Raw genomic sequence first — 21,046 nt, 5'->3', positions numbered from 1 at the left:
ACCACCCCTCAAAGGATCATCCCGCGGCTGACAGACTGTCCGCATGCGCATTGTGGTTCTGGCCGGTGGCATCGGTGGTGCCCGCTTCCTTCGCGGCCTCAAGCAGGCCGCGCCCGACGCGGAGATCACGGTCATCGGCAACACCGGTGACGACATCCATCTCTTCGGCCTCAAGGTCTGCCCCGACCTCGACACCGTGATGTACACCCTCGGCGGTGGCATCAACGAGGAACAGGGCTGGGGCCGCGAGGACGAGTCCTTCACCGTCAAGGAGGAACTCGCGGCGTACGGGGTCGGGCCCGAGTGGTTCGGCCTCGGCGACCGCGACTTCGCCACCCATATCGTCCGCACCCAGATGCTCGCCGCCGGCTACCCGCTCAGCGCCGTCACCGAGGCGCTGTGCGCCCGCTGGCAGCCCGGCGTCCGGCTCGTCCCGATGTCCGACGACCGGGTCGAGACGCACGTGGCGATCGAGGAGGACGGCGAGCAGCGGGCCGTGCACTTCCAGGAGTACTGGGTGAAGCTGCGCGCCTCCGTGGACGCGAAGGCCGTCGTGCCGGTGGGCGCCGAGCAGGCGAAGCCCGCGCCGGGCGTCCTCGAGGCGATCGCCTCGGCCGACGTCATCCTGTTCCCGCCGTCCAACCCCGTCGTGTCCGTCGGCACGATCCTGGCCGTGCCCGGCATCCGCGAGGCCGTCGCCTCCGCCGGTGCCCCGGTGGTCGGCCTCTCCCCCATCGTCGGCGACGCGCCCGTGCGCGGCATGGCCGACAAGGTGCTCGCGGCGGTCGGCGTGGAGTCCACGGCGGCGGCCGTCGCCCGGCACTACGGCGCGGGGCTCGTCGACGGCTGGCTCGTCGACACCGTCGACGCGGGCTCGGTCGCGGACGTCGAGTCGGCGGGCATCCGCTGCCGGGCGGTGCCGCTGATGATGACGGACCTGGACGCGACGGCGGAGATGGCGCGCGAGGCGCTGGCGCTGGCGGCGGAGGTCCGCGAGGCGGCGGACGCCGACGAATCGGGCGACGCGGGTGACGCGGGCGCGTCCGGTGGAGCCGGCGCGTGACGGGCGGCGGCGAGGCGTCGCTCCGGGGTGACGGTGGTGCCGGAGAGCGTGACGGCGGCGACGCCCGTTACGAGGTGTGGGCGCCGGCCGGGATTCCCGAGGTCACCGCCGGGGACGACATCGCCAAGCTGATCGCCTCCGTGTCCCCGGGTCTCGTGGACGGGGACGTCCTGCTCGTCACGTCGAAGATCGTGAGCAAGGCGGAGGGGCGCGTGATCGCCGCCGACGACCGGGAGGAGGCGATCGACGCCGAGACGGTACGGGTGGTGGCGCGGCGCGGTGCCCTCCGTATCGTCGAGAACCGGCAGGGCCTCGTGATGGCCGCCGCCGGTGTCGACGCCTCCAACACCCCCGCCGGCACCGTGCTGTTGCTGCCCGAGGACCCGGACGCCTCGGCCCGCCGGATCCGCGCGGGGCTGCGCGAGGCACTGGGCGTCGAGGTCGGGGTGATCGTCACCGACACCTTCGGGCGGCCCTGGCGCGGCGGTCTCACGGACGTGGCCATCGGCGCGGCCGGCGTGCGGGTCCTGGACGACCTGCGGGGCGTGACCGACTCCCACGGCAACGAGCTGAACGTGACCGTGGTCGCCACCGCCGACGAACTCGCCGCCGCCGGCGACCTGGTGAAGGGCAAGGCCGCCGGCCGGCCCGTCGCGGTCGTCCGCGGGCTCGGCCATGTCGTGGGCGGCGACGAGGAACCGGGCGCGCGGGCGCTCGTGCGGAACGCCGCCGACGACATGTTCCGGCTCGGCACCTCGGAAGCGGTACGGGAGGCGGTGACGCTGCGGCGCACCGTACGGGAGTTCACCGACGACCCGGTCGACCCGGGCGCGGTACGGCGCGCGGTCGCCGCCGCCGTCACGGCGCCCGCGCCGCACCACACCACCCCCTGGCGCTTCGTCCTGCTCGAGTCGGAGGCCTCGCGGGTGCGGCTGCTCGACGCGATGCGGGACGCGTGGATCGCGGACCTGCGGGCGGACGGCAGGACGGAGGAGTCGATCGCCCGGCGGATCCGCCGCGGCGACGTCCTGCGCAACGCGCCGTACCTGATCGTGCCCTGCCTCGTCATGGACGGCGCCCACCACTACGGCGACCCGCGCCGGGACGCCGCCGAGCGCGAGATGTTCGTGGTCGCGGCGGGCGCGGGCGTGCAGAACCTGCTGGTCGCCCTGGCCGGTGAGCGGCTCGGCTCGGCGTGGGTGTCCTCGACCATGTTCTGCCGCGACGTCGTACGGGACGTGCTCGGCCTCCCGGCCGACTGGGACCCGATGGGCACGGTGGCGGTGGGCCGCCCGGCGGCCCTCCCGAAGGAGCGGCCGGCGCGGCAGGCGGGGGCGTTCATCGAGGTGCGGTGAGCTCTGGCGAGGCGGATGCCGGTGACTCGATGCCCGTCCGGGGCTCCCGGCGGTGTGTTCTACAGCATGGTGATGTCGTTGGGCGCCAGGCGCGGTGCCCGGCGGGGCGGGACGCGGCCGCTGAGGAGGATCAGGCGGGCGGCGCGGTGGCGCTGGCCCTCGTAGGGGGCGAGCAGTTCGAGCATGGCCGCGTCGTCGGCCGTGCGGTCCCCGGCGAGCGCCCAGCCGACGATGCCGGGAAGGTGGAGGTCGCCGGTGGTGACCTCGTCCGGGGCGCCGTTGCTGCGCTGGACGGTCTCCGCGGAGGTCCAGGGGCCGATGCCGGGGATCAGTTCGAGGCGCTTGCGGGCATCCGCCGGAGCCATGTGCGCGGCCTCCTCCAGGCGGCGGGCGACGCGGGCGGCGCGGACGATCGTGGCCGAGCGCTTGCCGTCGACGTTCGCGCGGTGCCACTCCCAGGACGGGATCATCGCCCACGTACGGGCATCGGGCATCACGTACATGCCGTCCGGGGCGGGGCCGGGGGCGGGCTCGCCGTACTTGCGGACGAGCAGTCGCCAGGAGCCGTAGGCCTCGTCGGTGGTGACCTTCTGTTCCAGGACGGAGGGGATCAGCGACTCCATGACGAGGCCGGTGCGGGTGAGCCGCAGGCCGCGGCGGGCGCGGTGGGCGAGGGCGAGGAGCTTGTGGCGGGGGACGAAGGCGTCGGGGTCGTCGTCCGCGCCGAGCAGTGCCGGCAGTCCGTCGAGCAGCCAGGTCGCGCCGGGACCCCACGCCTCGGCCGCGACGGCGCCGCCGTGGATCCGCACGCGGAGCGTCCCGGGTCCTTCGGGCGTCCGGCTGGCGCGCCAGACGGAGCCGTCGGCGGTGGTGCGGAAGGTGGGATCGCCGGGGCCGCGGCGCAGGGGGCCGAGGGTGAGGCCCAGATCGAGGTCCTGGGCCGGGGCCTCGGCCTTGGCGGGGGTCTGGTCCTGGGCCTGTTTCAGGTGCAGGTCACGGCTCTGGGCCCTGGCCGCGGGTACGGGTACGTGGCCGCCGCGGTACGTGGTGCGCGTGGTGGGGGTGCGGGGGGCGAAGCGGCCGGCCATGGCATGAGCCTATCCGTGCCGGAGCGGCCGGGAGCCCCCGAAGCCCACCGTCCCGGGTCCGCGACGCCCGGGTCTTCGGCCGGCTGCCTCGCGGGGCGCGCGTCGCCCGGAGCTTCGCCCGCCCGCGTTGCGGGGCAGCCGCCTGCGCGTGGTTACTGGTCCGACGAGAAGCGGAGGGCGGCTGCGGGGAGTCTGGCGTCGCACCAGACGCGGACGCCGTCGCGGAGTTCGTTGTCGGGGCCCACCTCCGCGCCGTCGCCGATGACCGCGCCCGTCAGGACCGTGCGCGCGCCGATGCGGGCGCCCGTGCCGATGAGGGAGTCGGTGATGACGGCGCCGGGTTCGACGACCGCGTTCGCCAGGACCGTGGAGCCCGTGACGCGGGCGCCGGCGCCGATCACCGCGCCGGGGCCGATCACGGTGCCGCCGGTCAGCTTCGCGTCCGGGGCCACCGTGGCCGTGTCGAGGATCAGCCGGTCGCCGCAGCGGCCGGGGACCGCCGGGGACGGCGCGCGGCCGAGGACGAGGTCGGCGGAGCCTCGTACGAAGGCCTGCGGAGTGCCGAGGTCGAGCCAGTACGTGGAGTCGACCATGCCCTGGAGGTGCGCGCCGGAGGCGAGCAGTTCGGGGAAGGTCTCGCGTTCGACGGAGACCGGCCGGCCCGCCGGGATGGTGTCGATGACCGAGCGCCGGAACACGTACGCGCCCGCGTTGATCTGGTCGGTGACGATCTCCTCAGGAGTCTGGGGCTTCTCCAGGAAGGCCGTGACCCGGCCGGTGGGGTCCGTCGGGACCAGGCCGAAGGCGCGCGGGTCCTCCACCCGGGTGAGGTGGAGGGAGACGTCCGCGCCGGAGGACTGGTGCGTGGCGACGAGGGCGCGGATGTCGAGGCCGGTGAGGATGTCGCCGTTGAAGATCAGGACCGGGTCCTCGGGCGCCGAGTGGAGCCGGGAGGCGACGTTGCGGATGGCGCCGCCGGTGCCGAGCGGCTCCTCCTCGGTGACGTACTCGATGCTCAGGCCGAGCGCCGAGCCGTCACCGAAGTACGGTTCGAAGACCTCCGCCAGGTACGAGGTGGCGAGGACGATGTGGTCCACGCCCGCCGCCCGGGCCCGGGCCAGCTGGTGCGTCAGGAAGGGAACGCCGGCCGCCGGGACCATCGGCTTGGGCGTGTTGACCGTCAGGGGACGCAGCCGGGTGCCTTTGCCACCGACCAGGAGAATCGCTTCGGTCACCTGTCGTCTCTGCTTCCTGTTCGGGTCCGGTCTCGTCGCCGGGGGCGGCATTCGTTCGGCCGTCCGTACGATATGACCGGTCAGTTTATGCAGATGGTTGAGTCCCCGACCCCATCCGTGCCCCCGTCAGCGCCTTCCCTGGTACTTCGCCGAGGCCGAGCGGGCGGTGCCGAGCTTTCCGTAGAGGCGCCCGCCCGGGCACTCGGTGGCGAAGCCGTCGCGATGGCCGGCGATGGCGTTGAACTTCACCTTTCTGCCCTTTTTGTAGAGGTTTCCGCCTCCTGAGGTGAGAGTCACCTTCCCCTTCGGATTCACCCCGTACAGCCCCAGCTTCCACGCGGTCAGCCGTGCGACGGCCGTCACGACGGCGGCCGGCGGCGTCGAACTGCCGTACGTGCCGAGCACGGCGATGCCCATGCTGTTGCTGTTGAAGCCGAGGGTGTGGGCGCCGAGCACCGGCTTGGAGACGCCGCCGGCGCGGCCCTCGTAGATGTTTCCGCACTTGTCGACGGCGAAGTTGTAGCCGAAGTCACGCCAGCCCAGGCTCTTCACGTGGTAGCGGTAGATGCTGCGCAGCACCGACGGGGCCTGCTTGCAGGTGTACTTGTTGCCGGTGGCGCTGTGGTGGACGAACGCCGCCTTGACCGTCTTCGTGTAGACGAAGCCCCGCTCGCGCATCTTCTCGTCGGCGCCCCAGCCCTTACGGGTGATGATCTTGGGGCGGGGTCCGATGTACGGCTTCGCGGCCGGGAGCGCCGCCCTGGTCTGGGCGCGGGTCAGCGCGGGGATCTCGGCGGCACCGACCGGGGCGAGCCGGGCGTCGACGCTCGCGGCGGCGGCCTGTTCGGCGGAGGACGGTGCGACGGCGGTCGGCGCCTCGGCCCACGCGGGGGCGGAGGCGGGCGCCGGCGCGTCCGCGGGCGTGGACGCGGACGCCGGGGTCCGTACGACGGACTTCGTGTGCGGGGCGGGTGCGGAGGCCGGATCCGCGGCCGGGTTCGCGGGTGAGTCCTCCGCCGGGTCCGGGCCCGGGTCGACCAGTTCCAGGCGCAGGCCCGCCGGGAGGGCCGCGTTCCGCGCCTTCGCCTCCGGGCGTACGCGGACCTCCACGCCGTCCGAGGCGCCGACCCACAGCGGCGCGGTGGCCCCGCGCCGGGCGGCCGAACGGGCTTCCGCCGTGGCCGGGTCGGCGCCGTGCTCGTCGTTGTGGGTCTCCACGTCCTGCCACGCGGACCACGCACCGTCCGCCGCGGCCCGGGTGCGGACCTGGACGGTGCCGTGCAGCGGGGCGCGCGCGTCGTCCCAGACCACGCCGACGAGCGAGAACGGTCTGACGTCCCGTCGGGCGAGCCCCTGCCCCGCCGCCGCCTCGGCGGGGCGCCCGACCGTCCTGCCGTGCGCCTGCGGTTCGAGGGGCTCAAGGTGGTCGAGGGGCTCATGGGGTTCGACGGGTTCAAGGGGTTCGAGGGGTTCGAGAGGGAGCGACTGGGTCGATCCCGCGAGGTCGACCTGCGGCGCGGCGGCCTCGGCGGCCCCGGCGGCCCCGGCGAACGCGTCGGCCGAGAGGGCTGGGTCCGCGCTCAGGGCCGGGGCGGCCGGGGCTGCGGCCGCGCCGGCAGGGGTCGTGAGGGCGAGCGGCAGGGCGAGTGCCGCCGCGCACGTGACGGCGATCGAGGAGGCGAGGTAGGCACGCATGGAGTGATCGTCCGTAGCGGGCCGCAGTTCCGCGCGGCGGGAACCGGCACGGAAACTGACACTCCGTCGGGCCGACCGGTGGACGCCGTCACCGGTACGGGGGACCGGGCCGGGCGGCGCGCGTACGCTTGCCCGCGTGAACGCCAGCGACCGCACCCCTGCCGACCTGCTGCGATCCGCGCTCGCCGCGGATCCCGCCCGCCCCTTGGTCACTTTCTACGACGACGCCACCGGTGAACGCGTGGAATTGTCGGTGGCCACTTTCGCCAATTGGGTGGCCAAGACCGCCAATCTGCTCCAGGGCGAGCTGTCCGCGTCCCCGGGCGACCGGGTCGCGCTGCTGCTGCCCGCGCACTGGCAGACCGCGGTGTGGCTGCTCGCCTGTGCCTCCGTCGGTGTGACGGCGGAGCTCGGCGGCGATCCGGCCGACGCGGACTACGTGGTGGCGGGGCCCGAGGGACTCGAAGCGGGCCTCGCCTGCTCGGGAGACCGGATCGCGCTCTCCCTCGCGCCGTTGGGGCGCCGCTTCCCGGCGCCGCCGGCCGGTTACGCGGACTACGCGGTGGAGGTGCCGAGCCAGGGTGACCGGTTCGCTCCGTTCGTCCCGGTTGATCCCGGTGCGCTCGCGCTCGTCGTCGACGGTACGGAACTGACGGGCATCCAGCTCGTCGAGCGCGCCCGCACGGACGCGGCGGAGCTGGGTCTCGAGGCGGGGTCGCGGGTGCTGTCCGGGCGCTCGTACGACACCTGGGCCGGCGTCTCGGCGGGCCTGTACGCCCCGCTCGCGGCGGGCGGGTCGGTGGTGCTGTGCCGGCACCTGGAGCAGCTCGGCGAGGAAGGGCTGACGAAGCGGGTGGAGAGCGAGCGGGTGACGGTGACGGTGCCGGCGGCCGGCTGAGCACACGGAGGTGCGCGAACGTCGGGCTCGCCACCCGTACGGCCCATCGACGCGCCGCGTACCCGGGTGTGGGCGGGGAGTCCGGTACATGATCGGCCGGGGGGTATCGATGCCTTCCGCAGAACCGTGGGCCGCGATCCGCCGTCTACCTCAGTGGCCGGCGTGCCGCGTGCCGCCGACGCCATGAGGACGGATCAGACGTGACGGACAGCGCAGACTCGCCCGCCAAGGGCGCTCGCAAGCGGCGGCAATGGCTGCGCTGGGCGGCGTTGGGAGCGGCGGTCGTGGTGCTGGTGGCGGCGGGGGTGGGCTGGTGGCTGTACCGGAAGCTGGACGGGAACATCACCACGGACACGACCGCCGCGGCCGAGCTCCTCAAGTACGAGAAGGAGCGGCCCTCGCCGGCCGTGAACGCGGCCCGGAACATCCTGCTGATCGGCTCGGACACGCGCGCGGGCGCGGGGAACGCCAAGTACGGGCAGGACGGCGGCACCCAGCGTTCGGACACCACGATCCTGCTGCACATCTCCGCGGGCGGGGCGGGGGCCACCGCGGTGTCCATCCCCCGCGATCTGATGGTGCAGATTCCCAGTTGCGCCAGGACGGGACAGGCAGGGAAGGCCGGAAAAGCCGGCAAGGCCGGCAAGGCCGGGAAGGCGGGCAAGGCCGGCGAGGGCGACGGCGGGCGCACCTCGCCGCAGTTCGCCCAGTTCAACTGGGCCTTCGAGCTGGGCGGGACCGCCTGCACCATCCGCACCCTGGAGAAGCTGACCAAGATCCGCATCGACCACCACATGGTGATCGACTTCCGCGGCTTCAAGAAGATGGTCGACGCCGTCGACGGCGTGGAGATCTGCCTCAAGGAGCCGATCGACGACAAGGACGCCCATCTGAAGCTGCCCGCCGGCCGGCAGATCCTGCACGGCGAGCAGGCGCTCGGTTTCGTCCGGGCCCGGAAGTCGCTCGGGAACGGCAGCGACACCGAGCGGATGGACCGGCAGCAGCAGTTCCTCGGGGCCCTGGTCAACAAGGTGCAGAGCGACGGCGTGCTGCTCAATCCGACCCGGCTGTACCCGGTGCTCGACGCGGCGACGAAGTCGATCACGACCGATCCGGGCCTCGCGTCCCTCCGGGACCTGTACGACCTGGCCCGGTCGATGCGGGCGGTCCCGACCGAGAAGGTGCAGTTCCTGACGGTGCCGCGGCGGCCGTACTCGTACAACGCGAACCGGGACGAACTGGTGCAACCAGCCGCAGATCAGCTCTTCGCGCGGCTGCGCGCCGACCAGCCGGTCACCGTCCACCCCGGCGACAGCGGGAACACGGAGCAGACGGCGGACGGACCGGGAGCGTCGGCGGCACCGTCCTTCGCCGGGCGGAACGCGGCCGAGGGCACCTGCCGCTGACCGGCGGACGCGGCGGAGAGTTCCTGTCGGCGGCCGGCGGACGCGGCGGAGAGTTCCTGTCGGCGGCCGGCCGGCGCCGCCCCGAGGCCGGCCCGGCCGCGTGGGCGCACGTGCGGCGCGTGTGGCGAGTTCGTAAAGGCGGGACCAAGGGAAGGGCGGTGCTGGATGAGGTTTGGGCAAATTGCCCGGGTGTAAGGGGCGTGGAATTTGTCACGGACGTCGCCCCACGCTGAACTGGGCGGATAGTGTGACGCGATCCGGTGCACCCGACCGCGTGGTCGCGCACTCGATGGATCGAACGACCGAGCGCCCGAGGGGGAGGCGCCTCGCGTGGCACCGACGGAGGACTCAAGTAACCGTGGACGCGCACAGCCGTGGACGGGCGGACGAGATCGACCCCGCCGACCAGTGGGTACTCAACCCGCAGACGGGCAACTACGAACTGCGACTGGACCGCTCCGCTGGGCAGTCGCAGCCTGCCGCCCCGTCCCACCCGCGCCCCCGTACCACCCGCGGCGCCACACCCCCCGGCCAGAGAACGCACGACCGGCTGACCGAGACCGCTCCGCCGGTCCCGGGGCAGCGCCGGCGCCGTGCCGCCGAGCCCGGTGACCGGCCCTCCGCGGCCGGCCGCCGCAAGCGCCGCCCGGAGAAGTCGCGCAAGAAGAAGGTCCTGATGTGGACCGGCGGCACCATGGCCGTCGTGCTCGTGGGCGGCGCCGCCGGCGCGTACGCGCTGTACAACCACTTCGACAACAACATCAACACCATCGAGGTGGCCGGCGGCTCCGGAGGCTTCAAGAAGGACGAGGCCTTCAACATCCTGCTCATCGGCACCGACAAGCGGACCGGTGAGGGCAACTCCGGCTACGGTGACAAGAACAGTCCCGGCCATGCCGACACCACGATCCTCTTCCACGTCTCGAAGGACCGGACGAACGCCACGGCGATGTCCATCCCCCGTGACCTGGTCATCGACATCCCCGAGTGCGAGACCAAGCTCCCGGACGGCAGCATCAAGAAGATCCCCGGCCAGACGGACGAGCGCTTCAACATCAGCCTCGGCCAGTCCGACCGCGACCCCGGCTGCACCATGCGCACGGTCAAGGAGATCACCGGCCTGACCGTCGACCACTTCATGATGGCCGACTTCAACGCCGTCAAGGAGATGACGACGGCCGTCGGCGGCGTGAAGGTCTGCGTGGAGAAGCCGATCGACGACCCCAAGTCGCATCTGAAGCTGCCCAAGGGCGAGTCGACGATCATGGGCGAGCAGGCGCTCGCCTTCGTCCGCACCCGCTCCAGCTTCGGCAACAAGAGCGACCTCGACCGCATGAAGGTCCAGCAGCAGTTCCTCAGCTCGATGATCCGCCAGATGAAGTCGGACGACACGCTCACGTCGCCGAGCAAGCTGTACGACCTCGCCGACGCCGCGACGAACGCGCTCACCGTCGACACGGGCATAGGGAGCATCTCCAAGCTCAAGTCCCTGGCCATGGAACTGTCCAAGATCGACACCAAGAACATCACGTTCCTGACGCTGCCGGTCATCGACAACCCGGACGAGCCGCGGCCGATCACGGTCGTCCCCGACCCGGAGAAGGCCCCGCAGCTCTTCGACATGATGCTGAACGACATCTCGCTCACCGAGGTGAAGAAGAAGGAGCAGGACGCCAAGAACGCCCAGGCCCAGGCCCAGGCGAAGCTCCTCCAGGGCACCCGCTCCACCGCGCGCGAGGTCCGCGTCGACGTCTACAACGGCAGCGGCAAGACGGGCGCGGCGCAGAATACGATCGTCTGGCTCCAGAACGAGCACGGCGTGACGCGGTCGACCAACAAGAGCAACGCCCCCGAGAAGGCGGCGAAGACCACGCTCACGTACGCACCGAACCAGGCCGACCAGGCCCGCAAGCTCGCGGACCTGATGGGCCTGCCCGCCTCGGCTCTCAAGCCGGGCACGCAGGACGCCGGGGAGCGTGAGCCCATGACGCTCGTGCTCGGCGCCGACTTCAAGGGCGCGGGGGTGCCCCTCACCGGTCCGGCAAAGGCGCCGGAGGGTGCGCAGACGGCAGACAAGCAGGTGTGCGCCAAGTGAGCCGGACCCGTCCGGCCCTGGGCCGCGCCTGAGTGATTGAGGAGACCTGGGGTGGGACAGAGCAGCGTGCGTGGGGAGGGGGCGCGAGAACGCGCCTCGCGCGCCCGCGAGTTGGGCTGGGACGAGAGTCTCTACGACGACGGGCCCGGACACGCGTCCGGGTCCGCGGACGGCGGCCCGGGTAGGGGCCCGGGCGGCAGCGTGCCGCGCTCCCGCCGGGCCGGCGGCGGCTCCGGCGGCGACGGAGACGACGGTACGGGCGGTTCGGGCGGCACCGGACACCGGCGCGGCGGCCCGCGCCGCCGGGCGAAGAAGTCCGGCAAACGCCGGATACTCCGCTGGGTGGCCGTGACGCTGTCGCTGCTGATACTCGGCACGGCGGGCGCCGGATACCTGTACTACCAGCACCTCAACGACAACCTCCGCGGCGGTGCGCGCGCGGGCGGCGACAGCGGTGTGAAGAAGGCCGCGCCGAACGCGCTGGGCGACACCCCGCTGAACATCCTCCTGATCGGCTCGGACGACCGTAAGGACGCCAAGAACGTGGCGCTGGGCGGCGGCAAGAACGACCGGAACCGTCCGCCGCTCGCCGACGTGCAGATGCTGCTGCACGTCTCCGCTGACCGGAAGAACGCCTCGATCGTCTCGATCCCGCGCGACACCGTCGTCCCCATCCCCAAGTGCACGGACGACCAGGGCAAGACGTACGCCGCGACGAACACCCGGCCCATCAACGAGACCCTCAGCCGCGGCGGCCCCGGCTGCACCCTCACCACCTGGGAGACCCTCACGGGGGTCTACATCGACCACTGGATGATGGTCGACTTCGCCGGCGTGGTGGCGATGGCCGACGAGGTCGGCGGCGTCCCGGTCTGCGTGAAGACCGGCGTGTACGACAAGTCGACGCCGCAGCAGAAGGGCGGCTCCGGCCTGAAGCTCCCCAAGGGGACCCACGAGGTCAAGGGCGAGCAGGCGCTGCAGTGGCTGCGCACCCGGCACGCGTTCGGCAGCGACCAGAACCGTGCCAAGGCCCAGCACATGTACATGAACGGCATGATGAAGAAGCTCCAGGAGCAGAACGCCTGGACCGACACCACCCGTCTCACCGGGCTCGCGGAGACCGCCACGACGGCCCTCGTGGTCTCAGACGAGATCAAGTCGGTGAAGAAGCTCTTCGACCTGTCGATGCAGCTGAAGAACGTGAAGCTGGACCGTCTGACCACGGCCACCGTCCCGACGAGGGAGTACCCGGGCAACCCGAAGGCGTGGCTGGAGCTGGTCCCCTCGTCCGCCGACAAGATGTGGGCGATGCTCCGCGACGACGTGGCCATGGACAAGAACGGCGACCCGGCCGACGCGAAGGGCAAGCCGAAGGCGTCGTCCTCGGCGAAGCCCTCGGTCGCCGCCGAGGCTCCGGACTCCTTCGCCGTCACGGTGATCAACGGCACCGCCGGTGACGGCCAGGCGCCCGCCGAGGGCCGGGCCACCACGGTCTCCAAGCAGCTGCGCGACAAGGGCTTCGACCAGGCCGACGCCTCCCGGGACGCCCAGCCGCGCAAGGACACCGTGGTGTTCTACCCGAAGAGCGACGGCGACCAGGGCAAGGCCAACGCGCAGTCCGTGGCCACCGCCCTCGGCCTGCCGGCCTCGGCGGTCCGCGCCGACGCCAAGGTCACGGACGTCACCCTGGTCGTCGGCGCCGACTGGCGCGAGGGCACCACGTACAAGAAGCCGCAGGTGGCGGCCGGTGACCTGCCGGAGGGCGCGTCCGACAAGGCGGACTGCATGGACGTCTACTCGATCTACCAGTGGGACGGCAAGAGCTGACCCTCCGTCGACCCGACGAAACGACACGGCGGTGGCCGGGCCCTCCGAGAGGGACCCGGCCACCGCCGTGTCGGGCGCCACATCCGGCGCCGGATCAGCCAGTCCCAGGCCGGCCAGGCCGACAGGCCAGGCCGACAGGCCTCAAGCGATGCCGGGCTAGGCCACAAGCCAGGCCGACAGGCCTCAAGCCAGGCCGGGCTAGGCCGACAGGCCAGGCCGACAGGCCAGGCCGACAGGCCAGGCCGACAGGCCAGGCCGACAGGCCAGGCCGACAGGCCAGGCCGACAGGCCAGGCCGACAGGCCTCAAGCGAGGCCGGGCTAGGCCACAAGCCAGGCCGACAGGCCGCAAGTCAGGCCGGGCTAGGCCACAAGCCAGGCCGACAGGCCTCAAGCCAGGCCGGCCAGGCCACGAGCCAGGTCCGCCGGACAGGCCCTAGGCCGCCTCGGCCGTCTCCGCCGTGTCGCCGGCCTTCACCACCGGACGCCTGCTCGCGATGACCTTCTTCGCCAGCGAGCGCGGGCTGGTCAGGAACCCGAAGCCCCACGACATGTGCATGGTCGCCAGGGCCACCGGGATCTGCAGCCGCGCCTTCAGCGACAGGCCCTTGCCGGCCACGACCGAGCCCGCGGTGATGGCCGCCAGGTAGCCGGCCGGGATCAGGAAGCCGAGCGGGGTGAGCACGGCGCCCACCACGATGCCGGCGGCGATCGCGCAGACCGCGGTCGGCGGGGCCAGGTAGCGGAGGTTGATGGAGCCCTCGTGGTAGCGGGCCACCACGTGCCGCCAGCGGCCGTAGTCCTTGTACTGCTTGGCGAGCGCGCGCACCGAGGGGCGCGGGCGGTACTGGACGCGCAGCTCGGGCGAGAACCAGATCAGACCGCCGGCCTCGCGGATGCGGAAGTTCAGCTCCCAGTCCTGGGCGCGGATGAACTCCTCGTTGTAGCCGCCCTGCTGCTCGAGCGCCTCGCGGCGGAACACGCCCAGGTACACCGTCTCGGCAGGGCCGGCCGCGCCACCGGTGTGGAAGGACGCGTTGCCGACGCCGATCTTCGAGGTCATCGCGGCCGCGACCGCGTCCTCCCAGGCGTTCTCGCCCTCGGCGTGCATGATGCCGCCGACGTTCATCGCGCCGGTCTCCTCCAGGAGACGCACGGCGGTCGAGATGTAGTTCGGCGAGAGCATGCCGTGGCCGTCGACGCGCACCACGATCGGGTGACGGGATGCCTTGATCGCCGCGTTGAGGGCGGCCGGCGTGCGGCCTGTGGGATTCGGCACGGTGTGAACCCGGGCACGCTTGTCGGCGTTCTCCCGGACGAGTTCGGCGGCGATCTCGTCGGTGCGGTCCGTGGACGGGCCGAGCGCGATCACCACCTCCATCTCACCGTCGTACTCCTGCTCCAGGATGTGACGGACCGAGTTGCGCAGATGCCGCTCCTCGTTGAGGACCGGCATGATCACGGAGACGGGGGGCAGCATGGATTCCTCGGGGGTCCGGGGGTCGTCCCCCGGGAGGCAGCAGTATCGCGTGCCACGTTACCGCGAACGGGGGACACGATCGCGCGCCGCCGGGGGCGATGCCGGGTGGCGCTGATCGTATGGGCCTACGGTGCTCACGGTCCCCCTGTCGTACCAGCGGAGGTGTCCACCGGTGACCGCACCCTCCCGCACGCCCCGTCCGCCCCGGCCCGCCGCCCGCCGCGTACCCGCTCCGGCACCGGCCCGCAGGCGGCGCCGGCCGAGACGGCCGCGGTGGGGCATGCGGGCGGCGACCACGCTCTCGGTCGTGGTCCTCGCCGCAGGGGGCATCGGGCACGCGGTGGTGACGAGCCTGGACACCGGCATCAACCGGATCGACCCCTTCAAGGACATGAAGAACCGGCCGCAGGCAGGGCACGGCATGAACGTCCTCGTCGTCGGCACCGACGGCCGCGACCGGATCGACGAGGAGGAGCGCAGGCAGTACCGGCTCGGCGGCGCTCCCTGCCACTGCACGGACACCGTGATGCTCGTGCACATCTCCGAGGACCGCGAGCGGGCGAGCGTGGTGTCGCTGCCCCGCGACTCGTACGCCGAGATGCCCGAGCACACCGACCTCACCACCGGCAAGCACCACCACGCGCACCCGGTGAAGCTGAACGCGGCGTACGCGGAGGGCGGGCCGGGGCTCACCGTGCGGACCGTCGAGTCGATGACCGGGGTGAAGATCGACCACTACCTGGAGGTCGACTTCACCAGCTTCATGAAGACCGTGGACGCGGTCGGCGGCGTGCAGATCTGCACCACGAAGCCGCTGAAGGACTCCTACACCGGGCTCGACCTGCCCGCCGGGCCGCACGAGCTGGACGGCGGACAGGCGCTGCAGTACGTGCGCTCCCGCCATGTCGACGGGGCCGCCGACATCGGGCGCATGCAGCGCCAGCAGAAGTTCCTGGCGGCGCTGATCGACCAGGTCACCAGTGGCGGGGTGCTGCTCAACCCGGTGCGCTTCCGCGAGGTCGCCTCGACGATGCTGAGCTCGGTCCGGACGGACCAGGGCTTCGGTACGGAGCAGATGCTCGCCCTCGCCAAGGCGATGCAGGGCTTCTCGCCGGCGTCGTCGGAGTTCGTGTCGGTGCCGATCGGCGACATGAGCTTCCCGGTGAAGGGGATCGGCTCCACGGTGAAGTGGGACGCGGCGAAGGCGCAGAAGCTGTTCCAGTCGCTGCGCGAGGACCGGCCGCTGGCGCCCGCCCGGCAGGCCGCGGCCAAGGGGCCGCTGCCGGTCGACGTGGACGTCGCGCCCGGGACGATCCGGGTCCAGGTCTACAACGGGACCCGCACGGACGGGCTCGGCGGCCGGGTCGACGCGGCACTGCGCGGCACCGGCTTCGACACGACGCGCGCGCCGAGGACCGCCGACGGTGGCCGGGAGCAGCCGCGCACCCTCGTCGAGTACGACCCGGGCTGGGACCGCTCGGCCAGGTCCCTGGCGGCCGCCCTGCCGGGCGCGGAGCTCCGCCCGGTGAAGGGCCAGGGCGCGACCCTGCGGGTCACGGTCGGCGCGGACTACAAGGGCGTGACGCCGGTCCGCGAGCGGGAACGGCAGACGGGCCAGTTCGAGGCGGTTAGGGGCGACCAGGTGGTGTGCCCGTAGTCATGGACCGGGGCGACCAGATGGTCTGCCCGTAGTCACGGACCGGGACGGCCAGATGGTCTGCCCGTAGTCACGGACCGGGACGGCCAGATGGTCTGCCCGTCGGCGCGGACCAGGGCGACCAGGTGATGTTGTGCCCAGTCCCGGAACGGGATGGCCAGGTGGTCTGCCCGTCGTCGCGGGACCGGGCGGCCAGGTGGGGTGTGTCCGTCGTCACGGGCCCGGCGGGCTCAGTCCTCGTATCCCTCGGCCGCGCGGCGCTCGCGGAGTTCCTTGATCGCGCGGCGGCGGGCCAGGCGGTGGGTGCGGCGGATCTGGGCCTCCTGGTAGCGGCGCTTGTCGCGCTCGGTCTCCGGGAGGACCGGCGGGACGGGCCGGGGCTTGCCGTCGGCGTCGACGGCCGCGAAGACGAGGTACGCGGAGCCGACCTGGGTCGCGGGCGCGGACTCGTTCCAGCGCTCCGCCATGACCCGGACGCCGACCTCCATGGAGGACCGGCCGGTCCAGTTGACCTGGGCCTTCACATGGACGAGGTCGCCGACCCTGACCGGCTCCAGGAAGGCCATCTCGTCCATGGAGGCGGTGACGGCCGGGCCGCCCGAGTGCCGGCCCGCGACCGCGCCCGCGGCGTCGTCCACCAGCTTCATGATCACGCCGCCGTGCACCGTACCGAGGAGGTTGGTGTCGTGGCTGGTCATGATGTGGCTGAGGGTGGTGCGGGAGGCGGAGGTGGGCTTCCCCGGGATGTCGCCCTGATCTGTCATGCCCTCTACCTTATGCCCGCCCTTGGACCGGGTCGCGGCGCCGTCCGGTTTGCATCAGCTTGGCAACAGCGCCGACCCGATTCCCCACCCGCCCTGTCGGGCCGGCGGGGCGGACCGGCAGACTGTTCCGCATGAATGACTGGCCCGACGCCCAGCCCGAGGGGCCTCGCCGGATGCGCCACGTGCAGCGCCCGCAGGTCCCCCCGCAGCAGCCGCAGCAGCAGCGGCAGCCGCAGTACGACCAGGGCTACAACCCGAGCTTCACGCAGGCGCAGGCCTCCGGGTACGACTCCGGTTACAGCTCGGGCCGGGTCTACGGCGGCCCGCAGGGCCCCGGCCGTGGCCCGGGCGGGCCCGGCGGCCACGGCACCGTGCCGCCGCAGTACGCGCCGCCGCGGCCCGGCGGCGGTGCCGGCGCGCCCGACTGGCGGCGCCGGATCAAGATCGGTTCGATCGTGCTCGCCGTGGCCGTGGTCGGCTGGAGCGTCGGCACGTACGCCTGGGCCAGCTCGAAGATGCGCAACGAGGTCGACCTCGCCAAGGTGATCGAGCGCCCCTCCGAGGGCGACTGCACCACGTATCTGATCGTCGGCTCGGACAGCCGTGAGGGCATGACGGCCGAGGAGAAGAAGAAGCTGCACACCGGCTCCGCCGAGGGCAAGCGGACCGACTCGATGATGATCCTCGCGGCCTGCTCCAGCGGGAACACGATGATCTCGCTGCCGCGTGACTCCTGGGTGACGATCCCGTCCTTCGTGGGCTCGGAGTCCGGCAAGAAGTACGCGGCGCGCGGCGGCTCCAAGCTGAACGCCGCCTACGCGATGGACGGCCCGGAACTGCTCGTCCGCACCGTCGAGTTCAACACCGGCCTGCGCATCGACCACTACGCGGAGATCGGCTTCGCCGGCTTCGCGAACATCGTGGACGCGCTCGGCGGTGTCGAGCTGAACATCGAGAAGGGCTTCAAGGACAAGAAGTCCGGCGCCGACTTCCAGGCCGGCACGCAGACCCTCAACGGCGAGCAGGCCCTCGCCTTCGTCCGTACCCGCTACGCCTTCGCCGAGTCCGACCTGGCCCGTACGAAGAACCAGCAGAAGTTCCTGTCGGCGCTGGCCAACCAGGCGGCGACGCCGGGCACGATCCTCAACCCGTTCCGGCTGTACCCGACGCTCGGCGCGGGCCTGGACACGCTGATCGTGGACAAGGACATGTCGCTCTACGACCTCGGCAAGATGTTCTTCGCGATGAAGGGCATCAGCGGCGGCGACGGGAAGTCGATGAACATGCCGATCGCGGGCAGCGCGCCGCAGGGCTCCCTCAAGTGGGACATGCCGAAGGTGAAGCAGCTGGTCGAGCAGATCAGGAACGACGAGAAGGTCACGGTCACCTCGGACCGCTGACGTCGACGGCACGCGGTCGGCGCCCTGTTCGGGCGTCGACCGTTTGATTTCGTCCAGCAAATCCGGGAATCATGGCGCCGGTCGCCACGGGCGACGGCACGGGGAGAACGCGGGAACGGGGAGGTTCGCGAATGCCGTGGGACGAGTGGGAGCAGCTGAAGGCGGAGACGGCGGCGCGCCAGTCGTCGTCGATGCGCCTGAACCAGCTGCCGGCGGACCCGGGAGGCGGCGGGTACTCGGAGGACCTGAAGACGGACAAGCGGGCCTGGGTGAAGGCCGGCGAGGGCGTCTCGGGGCTGAAGGAGGGCGTCACCACGGCGCTGACGAAGCTCGACTCCGGGCAGGCGGGACTGGGTGACGGTCAGGGCATCCAGAGCGCGGCGGCGCAGAAGGAGTTGTACGACTCCTGGAAGAAGTACGTCGGCGACGTGAGCGGCCGCTGTGAGGCACTGGGCGGGCTCCTGAAGACGTCGGGCCACGACCTGGCGAAGCCCGACGAGACGCTGCTCGGAGAGCTCAACGCGCACGCGAAGAAGTACGCGGACACCGAGGCCGTCGGCGGCCAGGCGAAGGAGAAGTGACCGCGGCGATGGATCTGGAGACCTTGCGGGCCTTCAAGCAGGCCGAGTACGAGGAGGCCGCGGACGCCTACCGGGCCGTCGGCGACGCGGCCATGACGGCCAAGGACACGATCGACACGAAGATCACCGCGGGCATCCGCGGCGAGCTGGAGGGCAAGGCCGCGGATGCCGCCCTGGGCGAGCTCAAGGAGCTGTCGAAGAACTTCCACTACGCGCAGACCGAGTGCGGTCTGGTCAGCACCGCGCTGAATGGTTTCGCCTTCGACCTCGGCGCCGCCAAGCGGAAGCTGGACGCGGCGATCGCCGACGCGCAGGCGGCCGGCTGCACCGTGAACCCCAACGGTTCGGTCAGCTTCCCGCCGGGCGCGAAGCCCGGCGCGGACAAGACCGCCGAGGGCGGAACGGTGACCGGCAGCGCCGGGATGACCGACCCCACGGCCAACGCCATCGAGCGCCAGGCCATCAACATCCACCCGAACCCGAACTACGGCAAGGCGATCGAGTTCGCGAACCGGATCGCCGACGTGCTGAAGGAAGCGACCGAGGCGGACGCCAAGTGGGCCCCGAAGCTGCGGGCGCTGAAGGCCGACGACGACCTGAAGGTCAGCAACCGGGACTGGACCGACGCGCAGTCGGACATGAGCGGGGTGAAGGACGCGGGCAAGAGCTACCTCGACTCCCTGCCGAAGCCGCCCAAGGACGGCACGCCGGACCAGAACGCCGAGTGGTGGAAGAGCCTGACCCCGGAGCAGCGCGCCGACTACCTCGCCATGCAGCCGGACAGGCTCGGGGGGCTGAACGGACTCCCGTCGGACATCCGGGACGAGGCGAACCGGGTGGTGTTCGCGGAGAAGCAGGCCGCGACCCAGATGGAGCTGGACTCCATTCCGAAGCCGCCGGCCAACGAGTGGACGTGGATCACCGCCGGCATGTACCCGGCGAAGGTGCACACCGACGAGTGGATGGAGTGGGACCGGAAGTACGGCGACCGGTACCGCGAGCTCGAGACGTCCATGAAGGGCATCAACGCGATCCAGTCCCGCTTCGACCGGACCGGCACCGGCGGGCTGCCGGAGGCGTATCTGCTCGGCTTCGACCTCAAGGGGATCGGGGACGGGAAGATCATCATGGCCAACGGGAACCCGGACACGGCCGACCACGTCAGCGTGTACGTCCCGGGTACCTACGCGGGCATCGAGTCCATCGGCGACGGGGACGACCACGGGGACCTCGGCCGTGGGGAGCGGCTCTGGGCCGAAGGCAGCAGGTTCGCGCCGGGGCAGAAGGTCTCCACGATCACCTGGCTCGACTACAACGCCCCGGACAGCATCCTGCCCGAGGCCACGCGAGGCCAGTACGCGGAGGAGGGCGGTCCCCGCCTGTACGACTTCCTCCAGGGCAACAGGGCGGCCCAGGAGAACGCCGACGGCTCACGGGCCCACACGACGGTCATCGGCCACAGCTACGGCAGCACGGTGGTCGGCGTCTCGGCCCAGTCCGGCAGCTGGAAGGACCCGACGGCGGTCGACGACTTCCTCTTCGCGGGCAGTCCGGGCGTCCAGGCGGATCACGCCGCGGACCTGGGGGTCGGGGCCGACCACGTGTGGGCGATGGGCGGCCCCTGGGACGATCAGGTCGTCCGGCAGGGCGGTCGCCTGATGGGCCTCGGTGACAACTGGACCATCCCGACCGACGAATCGTTCGGCGGCAACATCATGAAGAATGACTCGGACGGGCATTCCGGATTCTGGGACGAAGGGTCTCTCAGCATTCGCAACCAGGGAGCCGTCATAGCCGGCCGTTACGACAGGGTTGAACTTGAGTAGGCGACTTTCGGTTTTCGTGTCCGTAGTGGCGATCTGCACGCTGGCGGTGGCGTGCTCGAGTGGAGGCGAGGAGCCGGTGGAGGTGCGCGACAGCGCCACGGTGCGGAAGGACGTGGAGAAGACGTCCAGCCGCGTCCTCGAAATGCTGGCGATCAAGGGCAAGATCACCGAAGCGGGAGCGATGACCGCGCGGTGCTCCGACTACGAGGCCGAGGAGAACGTCTACCGGGCCCGGCACCCCTGGAGTGTCTACGGGGTTCCCTTCGCCGACATGCAGAAGGCCTTCGACCACCTGCGGGACGAGCTCCCCAAGAACGGCTGGCGGATCGTCAAGGACGGCGTGGACGCCAGCGTCGCCAAGAGCCCGCAGATCCTCGCGGAATCGAACGGGCGCGAATTCGCGATCGATGTGCGCCTGCAGAAGGCGAGCCAGGGCGAAAAGGCTCCGGACCTCATCGAGGTCACCGTCGAATCGGCCTGCTACAAGGCGAAGTGAGGGACGCTCGAAGCCTCGCCCCCTCGGCCCGTGCGAACGGCCCCCGGCACCGTCGTGCCGGGGGCCGTTGCCTTCCCGTGGGGGGAGTTACGGGAGGTTGCGGGCCATGACGATGCGCTGGACCTGGTTGGTGCCTTCGTAGATCTGGGTGATCTTGGCGTCGCGCATCATGCGCTCGACGG

General features: G+C 71.8%; 17 protein-coding genes. 11 read left to right on the top strand and 6 right to left on the bottom strand.

Annotation, left to right across the window (positions count from 1 at the left end; all coding sequences use genetic code 11):
- Nucleotides 1–43: 43 nt before the first annotated feature.
- The gene (cofD, locus tag ACFVGS_RS34010) at nt 44–1,063 is read left to right on the top strand and encodes a 2-phospho-L-lactate transferase (RefSeq protein WP_385695976.1); all 1,020 of its coding nucleotides are present in this window, start codon (nt 44–46) and stop codon (nt 1,061–1,063) included.
- The gene (locus ACFVGS_RS34005) at nt 1,060–2,418 is read left to right on the top strand and encodes a coenzyme F420-0:L-glutamate ligase (RefSeq protein ID WP_385695973.1); all 1,359 of its coding nucleotides are present in this window, start codon (nt 1,060–1,062) and stop codon (nt 2,416–2,418) included. Before cofD ends, ACFVGS_RS34005 begins: the two co-directional genes overlap by 4 nt.
- Nucleotides 2,419–2,477: 59 nt before the next feature.
- Here the strand turns inward: ACFVGS_RS34005 and ACFVGS_RS34000 are convergent, their stop codons facing one another.
- The 3 genes from ACFVGS_RS34000 to ACFVGS_RS33990 form a co-directional block, all read right to left on the bottom strand.
- Nucleotides 2,478–3,506, bottom strand: coding sequence for a DNA-3-methyladenine glycosylase family protein (locus ACFVGS_RS34000; RefSeq protein ID WP_385695970.1), 1,029 nt, complete (start codon nt 3,504–3,506; stop codon nt 2,478–2,480).
- 152 nt (nt 3,507–3,658) lie between these two features.
- On the bottom strand, nt 3,659–4,741 hold the full coding sequence (locus tag ACFVGS_RS33995) for a sugar phosphate nucleotidyltransferase (RefSeq protein ID WP_384422011.1): 1,083 nt from the start codon (nt 4,739–4,741) through the stop codon (nt 3,659–3,661).
- A 126-nt stretch (nt 4,742–4,867) separates the two neighbouring features.
- The gene (locus tag ACFVGS_RS33990; RefSeq protein ID WP_385695967.1) at nt 4,868–6,436 is read right to left on the bottom strand and encodes a peptidoglycan recognition protein; all 1,569 of its coding nucleotides are present in this window, start codon (nt 6,434–6,436) and stop codon (nt 4,868–4,870) included.
- 136 nt (nt 6,437–6,572) lie between these two features.
- Here ACFVGS_RS33990 and ACFVGS_RS33985 point away from each other — a divergent pair, with 136 nt between their 5' ends.
- The 4 genes from ACFVGS_RS33985 (at nt 6,573) to ACFVGS_RS33970 (ending at nt 12,662) form a co-directional block, all read left to right on the top strand.
- Nucleotides 6,573–7,334, top strand: a complete 762-nt coding sequence (locus ACFVGS_RS33985; RefSeq protein ID WP_385695963.1) for a TIGR03089 family protein — start codon at nt 6,573–6,575, stop codon at nt 7,332–7,334.
- A gap of 200 nt (nt 7,335–7,534) precedes the next feature.
- A complete protein-coding gene (locus ACFVGS_RS33980; protein ID WP_384422017.1) occupies nt 7,535–8,740 on the top strand; it encodes an LCP family protein in 1,206 nt (401 codons plus the stop codon).
- Between the two features lie 358 nt (nt 8,741–9,098).
- Nucleotides 9,099–10,835 carry an LCP family protein gene (locus ACFVGS_RS33975; RefSeq protein WP_384422019.1) on the top strand — a complete coding sequence of 579 codons (1,737 nt, stop codon included), beginning with the start codon at nt 9,099–9,101 and terminating at the stop codon, nt 10,833–10,835.
- Nucleotides 10,836–10,886: 51 nt separating this feature from the next.
- Nucleotides 10,887–12,662 carry an LCP family protein gene (locus ACFVGS_RS33970; protein ID WP_384422020.1) on the top strand — a complete coding sequence of 592 codons (1,776 nt, stop codon included), beginning with the start codon at nt 10,887–10,889 and terminating at the stop codon, nt 12,660–12,662.
- Nucleotides 12,663–13,096: 434 nt separating this feature from the next.
- Here the strand turns inward: ACFVGS_RS33970 and ACFVGS_RS33965 are convergent, their stop codons facing one another.
- Nucleotides 13,097–14,140 (bottom strand): glycosyltransferase family 2 protein, encoded by a 1,044-nt coding sequence (locus ACFVGS_RS33965; protein ID WP_384423410.1) that lies wholly within the window; start codon nt 14,138–14,140, stop codon nt 13,097–13,099.
- Nucleotides 14,141–14,420: 280 nt separating this feature from the next.
- Here ACFVGS_RS33965 and ACFVGS_RS33960 point away from each other — a divergent pair, with 280 nt between their 5' ends.
- On the top strand, nt 14,421–15,797 hold the full coding sequence (locus ACFVGS_RS33960) for an LCP family protein (RefSeq protein WP_384423408.1): 1,377 nt from the start codon (nt 14,421–14,423) through the stop codon (nt 15,795–15,797).
- Nucleotides 15,798–16,027: 230 nt separating this feature from the next.
- Here ACFVGS_RS33960 and ACFVGS_RS33955 read toward each other — a convergent pair whose 3' ends face one another.
- Nucleotides 16,028–16,561: an acyl-CoA thioesterase gene (locus ACFVGS_RS33955; RefSeq protein ID WP_384423406.1), complete on the bottom strand. Its 534-nt coding sequence runs from the start codon at nt 16,559–16,561 to the stop codon at nt 16,028–16,030.
- A gap of 131 nt (nt 16,562–16,692) precedes the next feature.
- On the opposite strand from ACFVGS_RS33955, the gene ACFVGS_RS33950 reads away from it, so the two are divergent.
- The 4 genes from ACFVGS_RS33950 to ACFVGS_RS33935 all read left to right on the top strand — a co-directional run bounded on the left by ACFVGS_RS33950 (nt 16,693) and on the right by ACFVGS_RS33935 (nt 20,864).
- Nucleotides 16,693–17,961 carry an LCP family protein gene (locus tag ACFVGS_RS33950; RefSeq protein ID WP_385695958.1) on the top strand — a complete coding sequence of 423 codons (1,269 nt, stop codon included), beginning with the start codon at nt 16,693–16,695 and terminating at the stop codon, nt 17,959–17,961.
- A 131-nt stretch (nt 17,962–18,092) separates the two neighbouring features.
- Complete coding sequence (locus ACFVGS_RS33945) at nt 18,093–18,542, top strand: hypothetical protein (RefSeq protein ID WP_384423402.1); 450 nt, start codon at nt 18,093–18,095, stop codon at nt 18,540–18,542.
- An 8-nt stretch (nt 18,543–18,550) separates the two neighbouring features.
- Nucleotides 18,551–20,368, top strand: coding sequence for an alpha/beta hydrolase (locus ACFVGS_RS33940; protein WP_385696007.1), 1,818 nt, complete (start codon nt 18,551–18,553; stop codon nt 20,366–20,368).
- Between the two features lie 82 nt (nt 20,369–20,450).
- Nucleotides 20,451–20,864, top strand: coding sequence for a hypothetical protein (locus ACFVGS_RS33935; protein ID WP_384423400.1), 414 nt, complete (start codon nt 20,451–20,453; stop codon nt 20,862–20,864).
- Nucleotides 20,865–20,951: 87 nt separating this feature from the next.
- Here the strand turns inward: ACFVGS_RS33935 and ACFVGS_RS33930 are convergent.
- A partial coding sequence (locus ACFVGS_RS33930) for an acyl-CoA dehydrogenase family protein (protein WP_132919430.1) occupies nt 20,952–21,046 on the bottom strand: 95 nt, incomplete at its 5' end.

Origin of the sequence: Streptomyces sp. NPDC127114 (assembly GCF_042677525.1) — a bacterium.
Lineage (GTDB): Bacteria > Actinomycetota > Actinomycetes > Streptomycetales > Streptomycetaceae > Streptomyces.
Note: the sequence above shows the minus strand (reverse complement) of the source record. Positions and strands in the feature narration are given on the sequence as shown.